General features: G+C 69.8%; 14 protein-coding genes. 8 read left to right on the top strand and 6 right to left on the bottom strand.

From position 1 onward, the window contains the following. Positions 1-196 precede the first annotated feature (196 nt). From HXX10_RS05210 to HXX10_RS05230, 5 genes are read left to right on the top strand one after another with little or no spacing between them, the layout of a single operon-like run. Positions 197-1,336, top strand: a complete 1,140-nt coding sequence (locus tag HXX10_RS05210; protein ID WP_296520476.1) for an ABC transporter substrate-binding protein — start codon at positions 197-199, stop codon at positions 1,334-1,336. A gap of 41 nt (positions 1,337-1,377) precedes the next feature. Then, positions 1,378-2,100 carry an ABC transporter ATP-binding protein gene (locus tag HXX10_RS05215; protein ID WP_296520477.1) on the top strand — a complete coding sequence of 241 codons (723 nt, stop codon included), beginning with the start codon at positions 1,378-1,380 and terminating at the stop codon, positions 2,098-2,100. 10 nt (positions 2,101-2,110) lie between these two features. Then, positions 2,111-3,115, top strand: coding sequence for a branched-chain amino acid ABC transporter permease (locus HXX10_RS05220; protein WP_296520478.1), 1,005 nt, complete (start codon positions 2,111-2,113; stop codon positions 3,113-3,115). Then, on the top strand, positions 3,112-3,885 hold the full coding sequence (locus HXX10_RS05225; protein WP_296520479.1) for an ABC transporter ATP-binding protein: 774 nt from the start codon (positions 3,112-3,114) through the stop codon (positions 3,883-3,885). Before HXX10_RS05220 ends, HXX10_RS05225 begins: the two co-directional genes overlap by 4 nt. Next, positions 3,878-4,753: a branched-chain amino acid ABC transporter permease gene (locus HXX10_RS05230; RefSeq protein WP_296520480.1), complete on the top strand. Its 876-nt coding sequence runs from the start codon at positions 3,878-3,880 to the stop codon at positions 4,751-4,753. The genes HXX10_RS05225 and HXX10_RS05230 overlap by 8 nt, the downstream gene beginning before the upstream one ends. Before the next feature lie 63 nt (positions 4,754-4,816). Here the strand turns inward: HXX10_RS05230 and prpB are convergent, their stop codons facing one another. Continuing rightward, complete coding sequence (prpB, locus tag HXX10_RS05235; RefSeq protein ID WP_296520481.1) at positions 4,817-5,737, bottom strand: methylisocitrate lyase; 921 nt, start codon at positions 5,735-5,737, stop codon at positions 4,817-4,819. 254 nt (positions 5,738-5,991) lie between these two features. Here prpB and prpF point away from each other — a divergent pair, with 254 nt between their 5' ends. From prpF to HXX10_RS05250, 3 genes are all read left to right on the top strand, one after another. Beyond that, a complete protein-coding gene (prpF, locus tag HXX10_RS05240; RefSeq protein ID WP_296520482.1) occupies positions 5,992-7,167 on the top strand; it encodes a 2-methylaconitate cis-trans isomerase PrpF in 1,176 nt (391 codons plus the stop codon). Positions 7,168-7,195: 28 nt separating this feature from the next. Further along, positions 7,196-8,200: a tripartite tricarboxylate transporter substrate binding protein gene (locus HXX10_RS05245; RefSeq protein WP_296520483.1), complete on the top strand. Its 1,005-nt coding sequence runs from the start codon at positions 7,196-7,198 to the stop codon at positions 8,198-8,200. A gap of 200 nt (positions 8,201-8,400) precedes the next feature. After that, a complete protein-coding gene (locus tag HXX10_RS05250) occupies positions 8,401-9,192 on the top strand; it encodes an alpha/beta fold hydrolase (RefSeq protein WP_296520484.1) in 792 nt (263 codons plus the stop codon). A 129-nt stretch (positions 9,193-9,321) separates the two neighbouring features. Here the strand turns inward: HXX10_RS05250 and pufA are convergent, their stop codons facing one another. From pufA to HXX10_RS05275, 5 genes are all read right to left on the bottom strand, one after another. Continuing rightward, on the bottom strand, positions 9,322-9,501 hold the full coding sequence (gene pufA, locus HXX10_RS05255) for a light-harvesting antenna LH1, alpha subunit (RefSeq protein WP_296520485.1): 180 nt from the start codon (positions 9,499-9,501) through the stop codon (positions 9,322-9,324). A gap of 16 nt (positions 9,502-9,517) precedes the next feature. Then, positions 9,518-9,658 (bottom strand): light-harvesting antenna LH1, beta subunit, encoded by a 141-nt coding sequence (gene pufB / locus HXX10_RS05260; RefSeq protein ID WP_296520486.1) that lies wholly within the window; start codon positions 9,656-9,658, stop codon positions 9,518-9,520. Positions 9,659-10,595: 937 nt separating this feature from the next. Further along, positions 10,596-11,744 carry a Gfo/Idh/MocA family oxidoreductase gene (locus HXX10_RS05265; RefSeq protein WP_296520487.1) on the bottom strand — a complete coding sequence of 383 codons (1,149 nt, stop codon included), beginning with the start codon at positions 11,742-11,744 and terminating at the stop codon, positions 10,596-10,598. A gap of 1 nt (position 11,745) precedes the next feature. Continuing rightward, positions 11,746-12,885, bottom strand: a complete 1,140-nt coding sequence (locus HXX10_RS05270) for a C45 family peptidase (RefSeq protein ID WP_296520488.1) — start codon at positions 12,883-12,885, stop codon at positions 11,746-11,748. Next, positions 12,882-13,697, bottom strand: coding sequence for an ABC transporter ATP-binding protein (locus HXX10_RS05275; protein ID WP_296520489.1), 816 nt, complete (start codon positions 13,695-13,697; stop codon positions 12,882-12,884). Before HXX10_RS05275 ends, HXX10_RS05270 begins: the two co-directional genes overlap by 4 nt. Between the last annotated feature and the right edge of the window lie 11 nt (positions 13,698-13,708).

Below are 13,708 nucleotides of genomic sequence, written 5' to 3' on the forward strand. Positions count from 1 at the left end.
CAGATTATCGTCCTGACTGTGACTTACAAGTGGATTTATTCGATGATTGACGCGAAAGTCAGGCGTTGACAAGAAAATTCGGCGACGGTACCGTCACAAAAAAGAAAACAGTGTCTCGCAACTGCAAACAACTTGGGCGTCGCGGCCGTTCGGTCCACCCCCGCCAATTGCGATACCTATGAGGGAGCCCCGTTTCATGAACCAGAGTCGGAGTCTGTCCGCCGCCGGCGTGCTCGGCGCGGCGCTTCTGTTCGCCGTCCCGGCGCAGGCCCAGCAGGTCTACAAGATCGGCGTCGCGGCCGGCCTCACCGGTTACGCGGCCGCGGTCGATCGCGCTTGGCGCGACGGCCTCGAGGTCGCGGTCGACTACGTCAACGGCAAGGGCGGCGTGCTGGGGCGCAAGCTCCAGCTCGTCGTCGAGGACAACAAGTCCGAGCCGCAGGAGGCCGTGACGGTCTACCGGAAGATGATCTCGTCCGACAAGGTCGACATCTTCATCTCGGGCTGCGTCTCGGCCGGCAATTTCGCGGCGGCGCCGCTGGTCGTGCGGGCCGGCATCCCGATGGTGCTGTGCTCGATCCTGCCGCCGCAGCCCGAGCAGGTGAAGTGGGCGTTCAGCTTCCTCGCCCCGCCGCGCTTCGAGGTCGAGAAACGCTACGAGTACCTCAAGGCCAACACGCAGATCCGCAAGGTCGGCGTGCTGCACGATCCTTCGCCCTACGCCAATCTGCAGAAGGGCATCGCCGAGAAGATCGCGCCCGACTTCGGCATCGAGGTGCCGGTGGTCGAGCAGTACAAGCAGGACGACGCCGACTTCAGCCCGCAGATCAGCAAGATGAACGCGGCCGGTGCCAAGGCCGTGATCAAGATCGGGCTCGGCGGCTCGACGCTGACGACCGCCAAGAACATCAAGCAGCTCGGGCTCGACATGCTGCTGCTCGGCAGCATCGACGACCTCGCCGTGTTCAAGCCGACCGGCGAGACGCTCGGCGCCCAGTTCATGTTCGTCGCCGCCCCCGCGCAGGTCTACGAGGCGCTGCCCGACGGCGCCCTGAAAGCCGAGATCGGACGCTTCCTGCCGCTGTGGCGCGCCAAGCACGGCGAGCGCGATCCGTTCTGGGGCGGCAAGGCCTGGGACGCCGTGATGGTGACGATGGCGGCGATCGAGAAGGCGAACAGCGTCGAGGGCGCCAAGGTGCGCGACGCGATCGAGACCATCTCGGGCTTCCAGGGCACCGGCGGCGTCTACAACTTCTCGCCGACCGTCCATCAGGGCATCACCACCAATCCGTTCTTCATGGCCACCATGGTCGGCGGCAAGGTGCAGGTGAAGTAGTGTCCGGCGCGGCGGCTCGCGCGGCGACGAAGGATCCCGCGGTGACGAAGGATCGTGCGACGATCCTGGAGACGCAGGCGCTCTCGGCCCGCTACGGGCGGATCGAGGCCCTGCACGCCGTCGATCTCGATGTGGGCGCGGGCGAGCTGGTCGCCGTGCTGGGGCCGAACGGCGCCGGCAAGTCGACCCTGCTGCGCTCGATCATGGGGCTGACCGACTCGTCCGGCACGGTGCGGTTCGAAGGCGAGCCGCTGCCGCGCCGCGATCCGGTGGCGGTCGCCCGCCGCGGCGTCGTGCTGGTGCCGGAAGGCCGCGGCATCTTCGGGCCCATGACGGTCGCCGAGAACCTGCAGCTCGGCGCCTATCTGATCGGCGGGCGCGGGCCGGCCTTCGACCAGCGCCTCGAGCGGGTGCTGACCCTGTTCCCGCGCCTGAAGGAACGCCTCGACCAGGCGGCCGGCTCGATGTCGGGCGGCGAGCAGCAGATGCTCGCGGTCGGCCGCGCCCTGATGGCCGAGCCGCGCCTTCTGATGCTGGACGAGCCCTCGCTCGGGCTCGCTCCGCAGGTGACGGCCGAGATCCTGCAGACCCTCGCCTCGCTCAATCGCGGCGGACTGTCCGTCGTCCTGGTCGAGCAGAAGGCGCCGCTCGCCCTTCAGATTGCCGCGCGCGCCTATGTGGTGGCGGGCGGTACCATCACGGCCCGGCTCGATCCGCGAGAGATCACGTCCCATGACCAGCTCGCCCGCTACTACTTCACCTGACTGGAGGGCGGTGGCCGGCCGCCTGCTGGCGCTCGCGCCCACCGCCTGCGCCGTCGTGCTGGTCGGCTACGCGATCGTCGCGGGCGGCTATTTCGTCGCGCTCGCCGGCTTCGCGCTGATCTATGCGGTTTTCGTCACCGGCCTCAACATCTTCATGGGCTATGCCGGGCAGGCCTCGTTCGGCCAGAACGCCTTCGCGGCGATCGGCGGCTATGTCTCGGCCGTGCTGACCACCACCTGGGACTGGCCGACCTTGCCGGCGCTCGGGCTCGGCGTCACCGGCGCGGTCGCCTGCGCCGTGCTGATCGGCTGGCCGACGCTGCGGCTGCGCGGCCACTACCTCGCCATGGCCACGCTGGCGATCGGCCTGATCGTCTACGAGATCACGGTGCAGTGGCAGTCGGTGACCCAGGGCTATATGGGCATCTCCGGCATTCCGCCGCTCGGTGTGTTCGGATACGAAGCCGCCTCCGACCGCGCCCAGCTCGTGCTCTTGTCGATCGTCGCGGCGGCCTGCATGGGGAGCGCCTGGCTGATCCGCAACTCGCGCTTCGGTCGTGCCCTGGTGGCGCTGTCCGGCAGCGAGGATGCGGCGCGTGCGCTCGGCATCGACGTCACCCGCTACAAGCTCGCCGCCTTCGTGCTGTCGGCCGGCTACGCCGCGGTCGCCGGCTCGTTGTTCGTGCACGTGGTCGGCTTCGTCAGCCCCGAGATTTTCGGCATGAACATGGTCGTGCTCGGCTTCACCATGCTGTATGTCGGCGGCATCGGCACCGTCACGGGCCCGCTGGTCGGCGCCATCGTGATCAACATGCTGCCGGAGACGATCCGCGAGCTGAAGGACTACCAAGACCTCGTCTACGGCGCCGCCCTGATCGTGATTCTCATCTACGCACCCGGCGGCCTCGCTTCGCTCGGCGCCCTCTGGCGTCGTCCCGCCGAGCCGCCGAAGCCGGAGCCGCGGCCGCCGGTCCCGGAAGTCGTTGAAGCGCACCCCTCGGAGGCGCGTCCATGATCCGGCTCGCGGTCGAGGACCTCACAAAGCAGTTCGGCGGACTGACGGCGGTCGATTCGGTCGGCTTCGAGGTGCCGGCCGAGGGCGTCACCGCCGTGATCGGCCCGAACGGCGCCGGCAAGACGACGCTGTTCAGCATGATCTCGGGCTTTCTCGAGCCGACCCGCGGCCGCGTCCTGTTCGAGGGCGAGGACGTCACCGGCACGGCCCCGCACAGAATCGCGGCGCGCGGCCTGATCAGAACCTTCCAGCTCGTCCAGCTCTTCCAGACGCTCAGCGTGCGCGAGAACGTCGCCATCGGCCGCCATGTGCGCACCCGCGCCGGCCTTTTCGCGGCGCTTTTCCGACCGCCCTTCGCGCGGCGCGAGGAGGCCGAGACGGCCCGCCTGTCGCGCGAGCTTTTGGAGCTGGTCGGGCTCTCGGCGCAGGCGGAGACCAAGGCGGCGGCGCTGCCTTATGGCCAGCAGCGCCTGCTCGAGATCGCCCGGGCGCTCGCCGCCGAGCCGCGGCTCCTGCTGCTCGACGAGCCCGCCGCCGGCCTCAACCGTGGCGAGACCGAGAAGCTCTCGGTGATGATCCGCAAGATCGCCGAGCGCGGCACCACGGTGCTGCTGATCGAGCACGACATGACCTTGGTGATGAACACTGCCGACCGCATCGTGGTTCTCGACTTCGGCCGCAAGATCGCTCAAGGGACGCCCGCCGAGGTGCAGCGCGACCCCAAGGTGATCGAGGCCTATCTCGGTGGCGTGGAGACGCTGCATGCCTGATCCCGCCTATCTGGTCCAGATCCTGGTCAACGGTCTCGGTGTCGGCTGCATCTACGGCCTGATCGGGATCGGCTTCTGTGTCATCTACAATGCGAGCGGCATCGTCAATTTCGCGCAAGGCGCTTTCGTGATGCTGGGCGGCATGGCGGCGCATGTGCTGTACACCTGGGGCTTGCCGCTTCCCGTCGCCGGCGTGCTCGCCGTGCTGATGGTGGCGGCTCTCGGCGTCGTCATCGAGCGCCTGGTGGTGCGGCCGCTGTGGGACCGCAACGCGACCCTGTTCGTCATCATTCTGGCGACGCTCGCCGTGCAGATCGTCATCGAGCGCGCCACCCTGATCCTGGTCGGCGACCAGCCCAAGAGCCTGCCGGTGTTCACCGACCTGCCGCCGATCCGCATCGCCGGGGTGGCGGTCGGCTACCAGTTCCTGTGGATCGTCGGCACCTCGCTGGTGCTGATCGTGCTGCTGGTGCTGTTCTTCCAGCGCACCCTGGTCGGCCGTGCCATGCGGGCCTGCTCGATCAACCGCGAGGCCGCCGCCCTGCAGGGCATCCCGGTGTCGCGCATGCTGGCGCTGGCGTTCGCGCTGAGCGCCGGCCTCGGCGCCATCGCCGGGGTGCTGCTGACGCCGACCCAGTTCACCGCCTTCAATGTCGGCACGCCGTTCGCGATCAGCGGCTTCATCGCCGCCATCGTCGGCGGCTTCGGCCGGCCGTTCGGCGCGTTTCTGGGCGGCATCGCGCTCGGCCTCGCCCAGGCCATCGCCGTGGTCGCCTTCGGCTCCGGCCTCAAGAACGTCGCGGCGCTGTCGGTGCTGCTGGTGTTCCTGTTCTTCCGCCCGTCCGGAATTCTGGGCACGGCGAAGTGATAAGCCGTCATTCCGGGGCGCGGGCCGAAGGCCCGCGAGCCCGGAATGACGAATGTATAAAGCTCACCCCGCCTTCGGCATGGTCGGGATCACGGTGGTGACGATCGACGCGTCGAGCGCCTCGTAGTCGGCATAGCCGATGGCGGCGTAGAGCTCGGCTCGGGTCTGCATGCGCGGCAGCATCGCCTTGGCGCCGCCGTCGCGGGCGATCGCGGCATAGAGCTCGGCCTGCGCCTTGGCGGCGACCCGCAGCGAGCTGACCGGCCAGATGACGATCTTGTAGCCGAGCGCCGCGAACTCGTCCGCCGTGAGGAACGGCGTGCGGCCGAACTCGGTCATGTTGGCGAGCAGCGGCACGCCCGGCATCTTCTCCGCGAACGCCTTGAACATCTCCGGCGTGGTCAGCGCCTCCGGGAAGATCACGTCGGCCCCGGCCTCGACATAACGTTTCGCGCGTAAGACGGCGCCGTCCAGCCCCTCGCTCGCCGCCGCGTCGGTGCGGGCGACGATCACGAGGTCGCGCCGCGCCCGCACGGCCGCGTGGATCTTCGCCGCCATGTCGGCCGGATCGGCGAGCTTCTTGTCGTTGAGATGGCCGCACTTCTTCGGCAGGAGCTGGTCCTCGATATGGACCGCGCCAGCGCCGGCGTCCTCGAAGCAGCGCACCATGTGCATGACGTTGAGGGCCTCGCCGTAGCCGGTGTCGCCGTCGACCAGCACGGGCAGGGCGCTCGCGCGGACGAGCTGGCGGACGAAGAAGGCGACCTCGTCGACCGTGATGATGCCGAGATCCGGCAGGCCCATCGAGGCCGTCATGGCGGCGCCGGAGAGATACAGCGCCTCGAAGCCGGCGGCCTTGGCCTGCAGGGCGGCGAGGCCGTTGTGGGCGCCGGGCATCTGCAGGATGCCGGGCCGCGCCAGGAGGGCGCGCAGGCGACGGCCGGGCGGTTCGGTGGCGAGATCGGTGGACACCAGATAGGTCATGCACGGTCCTCCCGCGGCCCGTCTCCGGCCGCCCGCCCGCCATAGCGCGCCGTCCTCGGCGTGTCGACGCGATTGGCGCGGCGCCCGGCGCGATGCTCCCATGAGCACGCTGCGCGGACCCGTCGGTTGGGCCTTGCCGGAAACCCGCGGCGGCGGCATGGTCCGGGCGCGGTGTTCGCCGCGACCTTCAATCCCCGCGCGCCGCGTCGCATGGCCCCGCCGGCCGTCGGGCGCGCCGCCCTGGAGGACCGCGCATGGCTGCGCTTCGGATCCCCGCCGTGTATATGCGCGGCGGCACCAGCAAGGGTGTGTTCTTCCAGGCCCGCGACCTGCCGGCCGACACGGTCGCCCGCGACCGTATCCTCCTGCGCGTCACCGGCAGCCCCGACCCCTACGGCAAGCAGATCGACGGCATGGGGGCGGCGACCTCCAGCACCAGCAAGGTGGTGCTGGTCTCGCCGTCCGACCGGCCCGATTGCGACGTCGCGTATCTGTTCGGCCAGGTGGCGATCGAGCAGCCGATGATCGACTGGTCGGGCAATTGCGGCAACCTCACCACGGCGGTCGGCCCCTTCGCGATCGCCCAGGGGCTGGTGCCGGCCGGCCCCGACGGCATGCGCACCGTGCGGCTCTGGCAGGCCAATCTCGGCAAGCGCATCGTCGCCCATGTGCCGGTGCGTGACGGCGAGGTGGTGGAGGAGGGGACGTTCGAGCTCGACGGCGTCGCGTTCCCGGCCGCCGAGATCCGGCTCGAGTTCCTCGATCCGGGCGGCGGCGAGGGCGGCGTGCTGCCGACCGGCCGCGCCTGCGACAGCCTCGACGTGCCCGGCCTCGGCGTGGTCCAGGCCAGCCTGGTCGACGCCGGCAACCCGACCGTGATCGTCGCCGCCGAGGCGCTCGGCGTTCCGGCCACCCTGATGCCGGCGCAGGCCAATGCCGACGCGGCGTTCCTGGCCCGCTGCGAGGCGGTGCGGGCCGCCGGCGCGGTCGCCATGGGACTCGCCGAGACGGCCGCCGAGGCGACGGCCGAGCGGCCGGCGACCCCCAAGCTGGCGTTGGTCGGGCCGGTCGCCCCCTATGTGGCGTCGAGCGGCCGGCCGGTCGCAGCGGAGGCGATCGACCTCGTCGCCCGGATGATCTCGATGGGCAAGATGCACCACGCCCTCACCGGCACCGGCGCGGTGGCGCTGGCGGTCGCCGCGGCGCTGCCCGGCACGATCGTCGAGCGCCTGCTCGCCGGCGCCGCCTCGCGCGCCCGCATCGTCCGGCTCGGCCACGCCTCCGGCGTGCTGCCGGTGGGCGCCGAGGCCTCGCTGCACGATGGTGCCGTCGTGGTCGACAAGGCCGTGCTCAGCCGCACGGCGCGCCGCCTGATGGAGGGCGTCGTTCTCGTGCCGGCCTCTCAACTTTCGCCGTCGCCCGACGCATGATGCGCCGACACGTTCCGAGGAGCTCGCCGTGATCCTGATCCGCAGACTCGCTCTCGCGCTGGTCGCCTCCGCGCTCGCCGTGCTCGCCCCCGTTCTGCCCGCCGCGCAGGCGCAGGCGCCGGTGCCGGGCGGCGACTATCCGGTCCGCCAGGTCACCCTGGTGGTGCCCTATGCGGCCGGCGGCTTCGCCGACATCCGGGCCCGGAAGATCGCCGAGAAGCTCGGCAGGGCGCTCAATGCGACCGTGATCATCGACAACAAGACCGGGGCCGGTGGCGTGCTCGGCACCGCCACCATCGCCAAGGCGCCGGCCGACGGCTCGGTGATCGGCATGGGCAATCTGGCGCCGCTCTCCGTCAACATCTCGCTGATGGGCAAGCTGCCCTACGATCCGGCGACCGACGTGGTGCCCGTGATCCTGATCGAGCGCTCGCCGCTGGTGCTCACCGCGGCGCCCGGGCAGGGGCTCACCAGCGTCAAGGACGTGATCGCCAAGGCGAAGGCGGAGCCCGGCCGGCTCACCTACGGCTCGTCCGGCATCGGCGGCGCCCACCACCTCTCCGGCGTGATGTTCGGCCGCCAGGCCGGCCTCGACATCGTGCACGTGCCCTACAAGGGCGGCGGCAACGCCTCGACCGACCTGCTCGCCGGCCATATCGCGATGATGTTCGAGATGGGCTATGCGGCGCTGCCGTCGATCGAGGCCGGCAAGATCAAGGCGCTGGCCGTCACCTCCAGCCACCGCGTGAGCCTGCTGCCCGACGTGCCGACCATGGCGGAGGCGGGGCTGCCCGGCTTCGAGTCCTACAACTGGCAGGGCATCATCGCGCCGAAGGGGACGCCGCCCGCGATCGTGGCGCGGCTCAACAAGGAGCTCAACGCCATCCTGCAGATGCCGGATGTGCGCGACAGCATCGTCTCGCAGGCGAGCGAGCCGGCCGGCGGGAGCCCCGAGGAGTTCGCCGCCTTCATCAAGAGCGAGACCGCCAAATGGGCCGAGCTCATCCGCGCGGCCAACATCAAGCCCGAGTAGCGCCGATACGGGCCGAGGACATCTCCTATGCCGATGGATCGATCTCGGTGTCCGCTCGTCCCCGCGAAGGCGGGGACCCAGGGGCCGCGCGGCGCGGCGCTCCTGGATTCCCGCTTTCGCGGGAATGAGCGGAGCTTGGGGCGATCTCGGCGGAACATGCTTTGGCGGCCTGCCGCTCCGGCCTCAGAAGGACCTTGATCATGCCGATGCTCGAACGTCCCGATGGTGAGCTGCCTTACGAGGTGGTGGGCGAAGGCCCGCCGCTCGCGCTGGTGTCGGGGCTGGGCGGTGCCGCGGCCTACTGGAGCAATCTGGTGCCGGTGCTGTCGCGCGCCTTCTCGGTGATCCTGCACGACCATATGGCGACCGGTCGCTCGCGCTCGCGCCGGAAGGTCCACAGCGTCGAGGCGCTCGCCGCCGACCTCGACGCGCTGCTCACCCATCTCGGCTGCGCGCATTGCAGCCTGATCGGCCATTCGACCGGTGCCGCGGTCGGGCAGGTGCTGGCGCAGGATTATCCGGGCCGCCTCGACAAGCTGGTGCTGTATGGCGGCTGGGCCGGGCCCGATCCGCATTTCGCCCACTGCTTCAAGGTGCGCCGGCGGGTGCTGACCGAGCTCGGCGTGCCGGCCTACAACGAGATCGGCCCGCTGTTCCTCTATCCGCCGCTGTGGATCAGCCGCAATCCCGACAAGGTCGCCAAGATCATCGCCGACAACGACGCCATGGCGCCGGCCGCCGCCGACATCGCGGCACGCATCGACATGATCGTCGCATTCGATCGCCGCGCCCGGATGGGCGAGATCCGCACCCCGACCTTCGTGGTCTGCGCGGCCGACGACATCCTCACGCCGCCGCATCTGTCGGAGGAGCTGGCCGCCGGCATTCCGGGAGCCCACCTGGCCCTGGTGCCGTGGGGCGGTCACGCCTGCTCCCAGACGGCGCCCGAGGAGTTCTTGGCCACCGTGCTGCCGTTCCTGCGGGGCCGCTGAGGCCCGGACCGGCGGTCGCCGGCGCGGCCGCGTCGCCGGCAGGATTCCAAAACGACGAGAGCGCCCGAACGGGCGCCCTCGCGATCACGTCCACGGTCCCGATCGCGACAGCGGCCGGGACGTCGCCGACTACTTCTTCTCGACCTTCTCGGCCGCGGCCTTCTGGTCGATGAAGTTGTAGCGCGGGTTGTTCAGCACGAAGGAGTGCACGGCGATCGCGACGAGGAGTGCGGCGATCCAGATCACCGGCAGCCAGGTCGAGGGATTGATCACCAGCCAGATCTTGTAGTCGTCCTGCGGATTCGACATCACGTTATTCCTCGGCTCAGAACCAGGGCTTCCAGATCCAGACCAGCGCGTGAGCGAACGCGGCGATCAGCAGGAAGGCGGTGAAGGTGGTCTTGAACTGGGCGTGGAATTCCAGCGCCTCTTCTTCCGTCAGACCGGAGATGCTTCGGTCAGCCATGTTGCATCAGCTCCATCGTGTGTTGCCGGACGGGAGGGTCGATCGACCGGTCCGCGCACCGGGTTCGTCGTGGCCTTTCGCCACCGCTGCACCCGGCAGTCGCCGGGCGAGAGCAAGGTCGAGGGGCGCGGCTGCGAGTTCGGCAATCCGGGCGCGCGACGACGTTCGCGATCGCGGCGCAACCGGTTTTCCAAGAGCCCGACCCGTTTCGGACGCCACGTCCGTCGGCATAATGTCCTTGACTGCAAAAAACCTATTCAGAAAAACCAGTATGTCACATTCGTAATGCACTCTTTACGCCTGTGAGTGTCAACGAATTTCAATACGTAGTGTCGTCGAACTATCCCCGTAGGTCCGGCGAGCTAGAGCGGATTTCGGTTGTGATGAATCGCTCCGACCTCCGCTCGTCCCCGCGAAGGCGGGGACCCAGGGGCGGCTCGACCTGGGGCTCTGGATTCCCGCTTTCGCGGGAATGAGCGGAGTGTGGGTCGACATCACCGAAAACCGCTCTGAGGGACACGTCCCGGCGCGGCACCGGCGCCGTCGAATGCGACCTAGGCGTCGGCAGTGCGCAATAGCGCCATGAGATTACGCGTTGTTAGTCGTTGACCCTCGATGGCCGGGCGTTATGCTTTTAGTGGCCATGGAGATGGCCGTTTACGTGAAGTACCGGCGATCGATGCTTACGCGAAGATTGCCGTCCGTATACCCATTGAGATGGTTTCATCGATATCGAAGCCGGACGCCCACGGGTCGACTTCCGCGCAGGGCGCCCGGTTTGATCCCCCGGTGAAACACCAAGCTGCCGGCGGACCGACACCATGGGCGGGGTTACCCGACCATCGTGCTCGGTCCCGCTGCTTTTTGGCGGCCGTGATTGCTCTTTTGCAGACGATGTGGCTCGCGGCCGGCGCTCGCGGTTTGCGGCGCCCGTCGCTCATCCGGGGATCGGCGGCAGGTCGATCCAGCGCCGCCCGCGGTCGCTCCGGTAGCAGGCATCGATGAGCTGCAAGCCGCGGGCGCCCGCCACCAGCGGCGCGGGGAACGGCGCGTCCTCGGCGACGTGCCGCAGGAACAGCTCCCAGCCGGCTCGATATGAATTCACGGTGGGACCGAGCTCCGGCACCGCCTGCCACTGGTCGTAGAAGCTCTCGCTGCGCTCCTGTGCGATGTTCCAGGCCGGCTTCGGAGTGGCGTGCAGCGGCTGCACGACGCAGCGATGCAGGCCGCAGACGGCCGAGCCGTCGCTGCCGTCGACCTGCAGCACCACCATGTCGTCGCGTCGCACGCGCGTCGCCCACGAGCACGACACCTGCATCAGCGCGCCGCCGTCGAGCTCCAGCGTCGCGAAAACCGTGTCCTCGACGTCGACGTCGAACAACTGTCCCGCCTCGTCGCGCCGCTGCGGCACCGCGGTGGCGATCCGGCACGAGACGGCGCGGATGTCGGCGACCAGGCCCTCGATCAGGTAGCGCCAGTGCGGAAACATGTCGAGCACGAGGCCGCCGCCGCCGGCCTTGCGGTAGTTCCAGCTCGTGCGCTGCGCCGGCGCGAAGATGCCGTCGAACACCCACCAGCCGAAGTCGAGCTTGGCCGAGAGAATGCGGCCGAGCGCGCCCGAGCGGCGCACGCGGGCGAGCTTCGCGAAGCCGGGCAGGAAGAGCTTGTCCTGCACGACGCCGTGCTTCACGCCGGCGCGCTCGGCGGCGAGGACGAGACCCATGGCCTCGTCCAGCGAGGAGGCGATCGGCTTCTCCAGATAGACATGCTTGCCGGCCGCCAGCGCGGCGAGTGCCCGCTCGGCGCGGCCGGCGGTCGCCACCGCATCGAAATAGATGGCGATCCCGGGATCGGCGAGCAGTGCGTCGCGATCCGTGCTCCAGGCGAGGCCGCCGTTCGCCGCGGCGAGCGCCGCCAGCTTTTCAGGATTGCGGCCGAGCAGCACGGGCTCGGGGAGAAGCCGGTCGCCGCTGGCGAGCGGCAGCCCGCCCTCGGCCCGGATGTCGGTGAGCGCCCGCACATGCTGGCTCGATCCGAGCCGGCCGGTGGCGCCGTCGAGCGCGATGCGCAGCGTGCGGGTCGCCATCTCAGGTCTCCACGGCGAACGGCACATAGTCGTGTGTGCAGGGCGGGCCGTTCGCCACATGCATCAGGCGCGCGTCGAGGTCGATCAGCACGGCGCCCGCCGTCATGGTGCGCTTGGCCTCGGGCTGGCGCTCGTCGGGATGCCGGCAGATGCCGTTCGGCAGGCCGAAATGGTCGGAGGTCGCGGCGTGGAACGCTGCGAGGCCGAGCCTGCCGTTTGCCTGCGTCAGCAGGCGGCGCAGCCGCGCGGCGCGGAACAGCGTGCCGGGGCCGATGCGCTCCATCTGCGACTCGCCGTGGCCGGTGCCGAGGAAATGGTTCGCATGCGTGATCAGCCCGTCCGCGGGATGCAACACGCAGACATGGTCCGGGCTGGTCTCCAGATCGATGATCTCGCCGCCGGCGGCCCCGATGACGAAATTGGCCGAGCAGGTCCGCCGGGTCTCGACCACCGGGCGGAGCGCGTCGTCGTAGCGGTCGGCGTCCAGGACCTCGCGGCAGCGCATGTGGAACGGCTTCTGATAAGGATTGCGGCCGTCGTGGTCGCAGGCGAGCCCGTTCTCGACCAGGCCGATGCCGGTCTCGTTGACGCCCATCTTGCCGCCGACGATGCCGGCCTCGGTGAGGCAGACGAGGCTCGGCCGGCGGCTGCGGCGGATGCGCAGCACCAGGGTGTGGCCGTGGATGCCGGCGAGCCAGTCCCAGTTCTGGCCGAGCCAGGTGTGGCCGTCGGCGGTCGCCTCCGGCAGCGCGCCGAAGCTGGTGCAGCCGTCGGTCTCGGCGATGCCCGGGCTGGCGATGGTGGTGTCGCGCGCCTGCGCGTCACTCTTCTGCGCATCCCGCCCGAACAGCGTGAAGGCGACCTCGTAGCGCGCATTCAGAAGCGCGACAGCGGCCTCGCTCTGCTCGGCGCCGGCCGCGATGCCCTTCATCTCAGCGACGTAGTCGTCATTCTGCCGCGCCATCGCGGCCTGCCAGCGCGCGCCCTCGGCGAGCGCGTCGGCGGGCGCGAGGCCGGAGGCCTCGAAGCGACGCAGATAGGTCTTCAGATTGGCGGCGACATCGTCCTTGAAGGAACGGCCATGGGCGAGGCCACGGTCGAAAGAATCCTCGCCGACGTCGAGGCAGCGGATCGGGCTCATTCCATCACCTCGTAGAGGCCGCGGCCGACCTCGCCGACCAGATGCAGATAGGCGTCGGACAGGCGGGTCTCGCGGGTGCGCGGTCGCGGCAGGTCGATGTCGTAGACCCTGTGAATGCGGCCGGGCCGTGCCGACATCAGCACCACGCGGTCGGACAGGAACACGGCCTCGCCGAGCGAATGGGTCACGAACACCACGGTCTTGCGATACTGCTGCCACACCCGCATCAGCTCGAAGGCCATGCGCTCGCGGGTGATCTCGTCGAGCGCCGCGAACGGCTCGTCCATCAAGAGCACGGTCGGGTCGAGCGCCAGCGCGCGGGCGAGCGCGGCGCGCTGCTGCATGCCGCCGGAGAGCTGGTGCGGCCGCTTGCCGCCGAAGCCGGTCAGGCCGACGAGATCGAGCAGCGCCGGCACGTCGGGCGTTGTCCGCGCCCGGCCGGTCGCCCCGCCGCCCTTGGTGCGCACCAGATCGTCGAGCAGCGCGACATTGTCGGCGACCGTGAGCCACGGCATCAGGGCCGGCTGCTGGAACATCACGCCGATGCGGCCGGCGCGGCGCAGATCGGCGGGGGCGGCGTCGCCGATGGTGACGCGGCCGGTGCTCGGCGCCAGCAGGTCGGCGATGACGCGCAAGAGCGTGCTCTTGCCGCAGCCGGAGGGGCCGACCAGCGACACGAAGGCGCCGTCCGCAATGTCGAGGTCGATGCCGGCGAGCGCCGTCACGGCGTCCGGGCCGCCGAGCCCATAGGTGACGCCGACGCCGGCGACCGCGATGCGGGCCGGCGGATGCACCGGCGTGGTGGCGTCCATGGTGCCCCGCG

The organism is Rhodoplanes sp. (assembly GCF_013377085.1).
Taxonomy (GTDB): Bacteria; Pseudomonadota; Alphaproteobacteria; order Rhizobiales; family Xanthobacteraceae; genus Rhodoplanes.

What these genes read in the sequence shown, in the direction of transcription:
- HXX10_RS05210 (WP_296520476.1), top strand. Translation starts at nt 197, where the DNA reads ATGAACCAGAGTCGGAGTCTGTCCGCCGCCGGCGTGCTCGGCGCGGCG.
- HXX10_RS05225 (WP_296520479.1), top strand. Translation starts at nt 3,112, where the DNA reads ATGATCCGGCTCGCGGTCGAGGACCTCACAAAGCAGTTCGGCGGACTG.
- HXX10_RS05230 (WP_296520480.1), top strand. Translation starts at nt 3,878, where the DNA reads ATGCCTGATCCCGCCTATCTGGTCCAGATCCTGGTCAACGGTCTCGGT.
- prpB (WP_296520481.1), bottom strand. Translation starts at nt 5,737, where the DNA reads ATGACCTATCTGGTGTCCACCGATCTCGCCACCGAACCGCCCGGCCGT.
- prpF (WP_296520482.1), top strand. Translation starts at nt 5,992, where the DNA reads ATGGCTGCGCTTCGGATCCCCGCCGTGTATATGCGCGGCGGCACCAGC.
- HXX10_RS05250 (WP_296520484.1), top strand. Translation starts at nt 8,401, where the DNA reads ATGCCGATGCTCGAACGTCCCGATGGTGAGCTGCCTTACGAGGTGGTG.
- pufA (WP_296520485.1), bottom strand. Translation starts at nt 9,501, where the DNA reads ATGTCGAATCCGCAGGACGACTACAAGATCTGGCTGGTGATCAATCCC.
- pufB (WP_296520486.1), bottom strand. Translation starts at nt 9,658, where the DNA reads ATGGCTGACCGAAGCATCTCCGGTCTGACGGAAGAAGAGGCGCTGGAA.
- HXX10_RS05265 (WP_296520487.1), bottom strand. Translation starts at nt 11,744, where the DNA reads ATGGCGACCCGCACGCTGCGCATCGCGCTCGACGGCGCCACCGGCCGG.
- HXX10_RS05270 (WP_296520488.1), bottom strand. Translation starts at nt 12,885, where the DNA reads ATGAGCCCGATCCGCTGCCTCGACGTCGGCGAGGATTCTTTCGACCGT.
- HXX10_RS05275 (WP_296520489.1), bottom strand. Translation starts at nt 13,697, where the DNA reads ATGGACGCCACCACGCCGGTGCATCCGCCGGCCCGCATCGCGGTCGCC.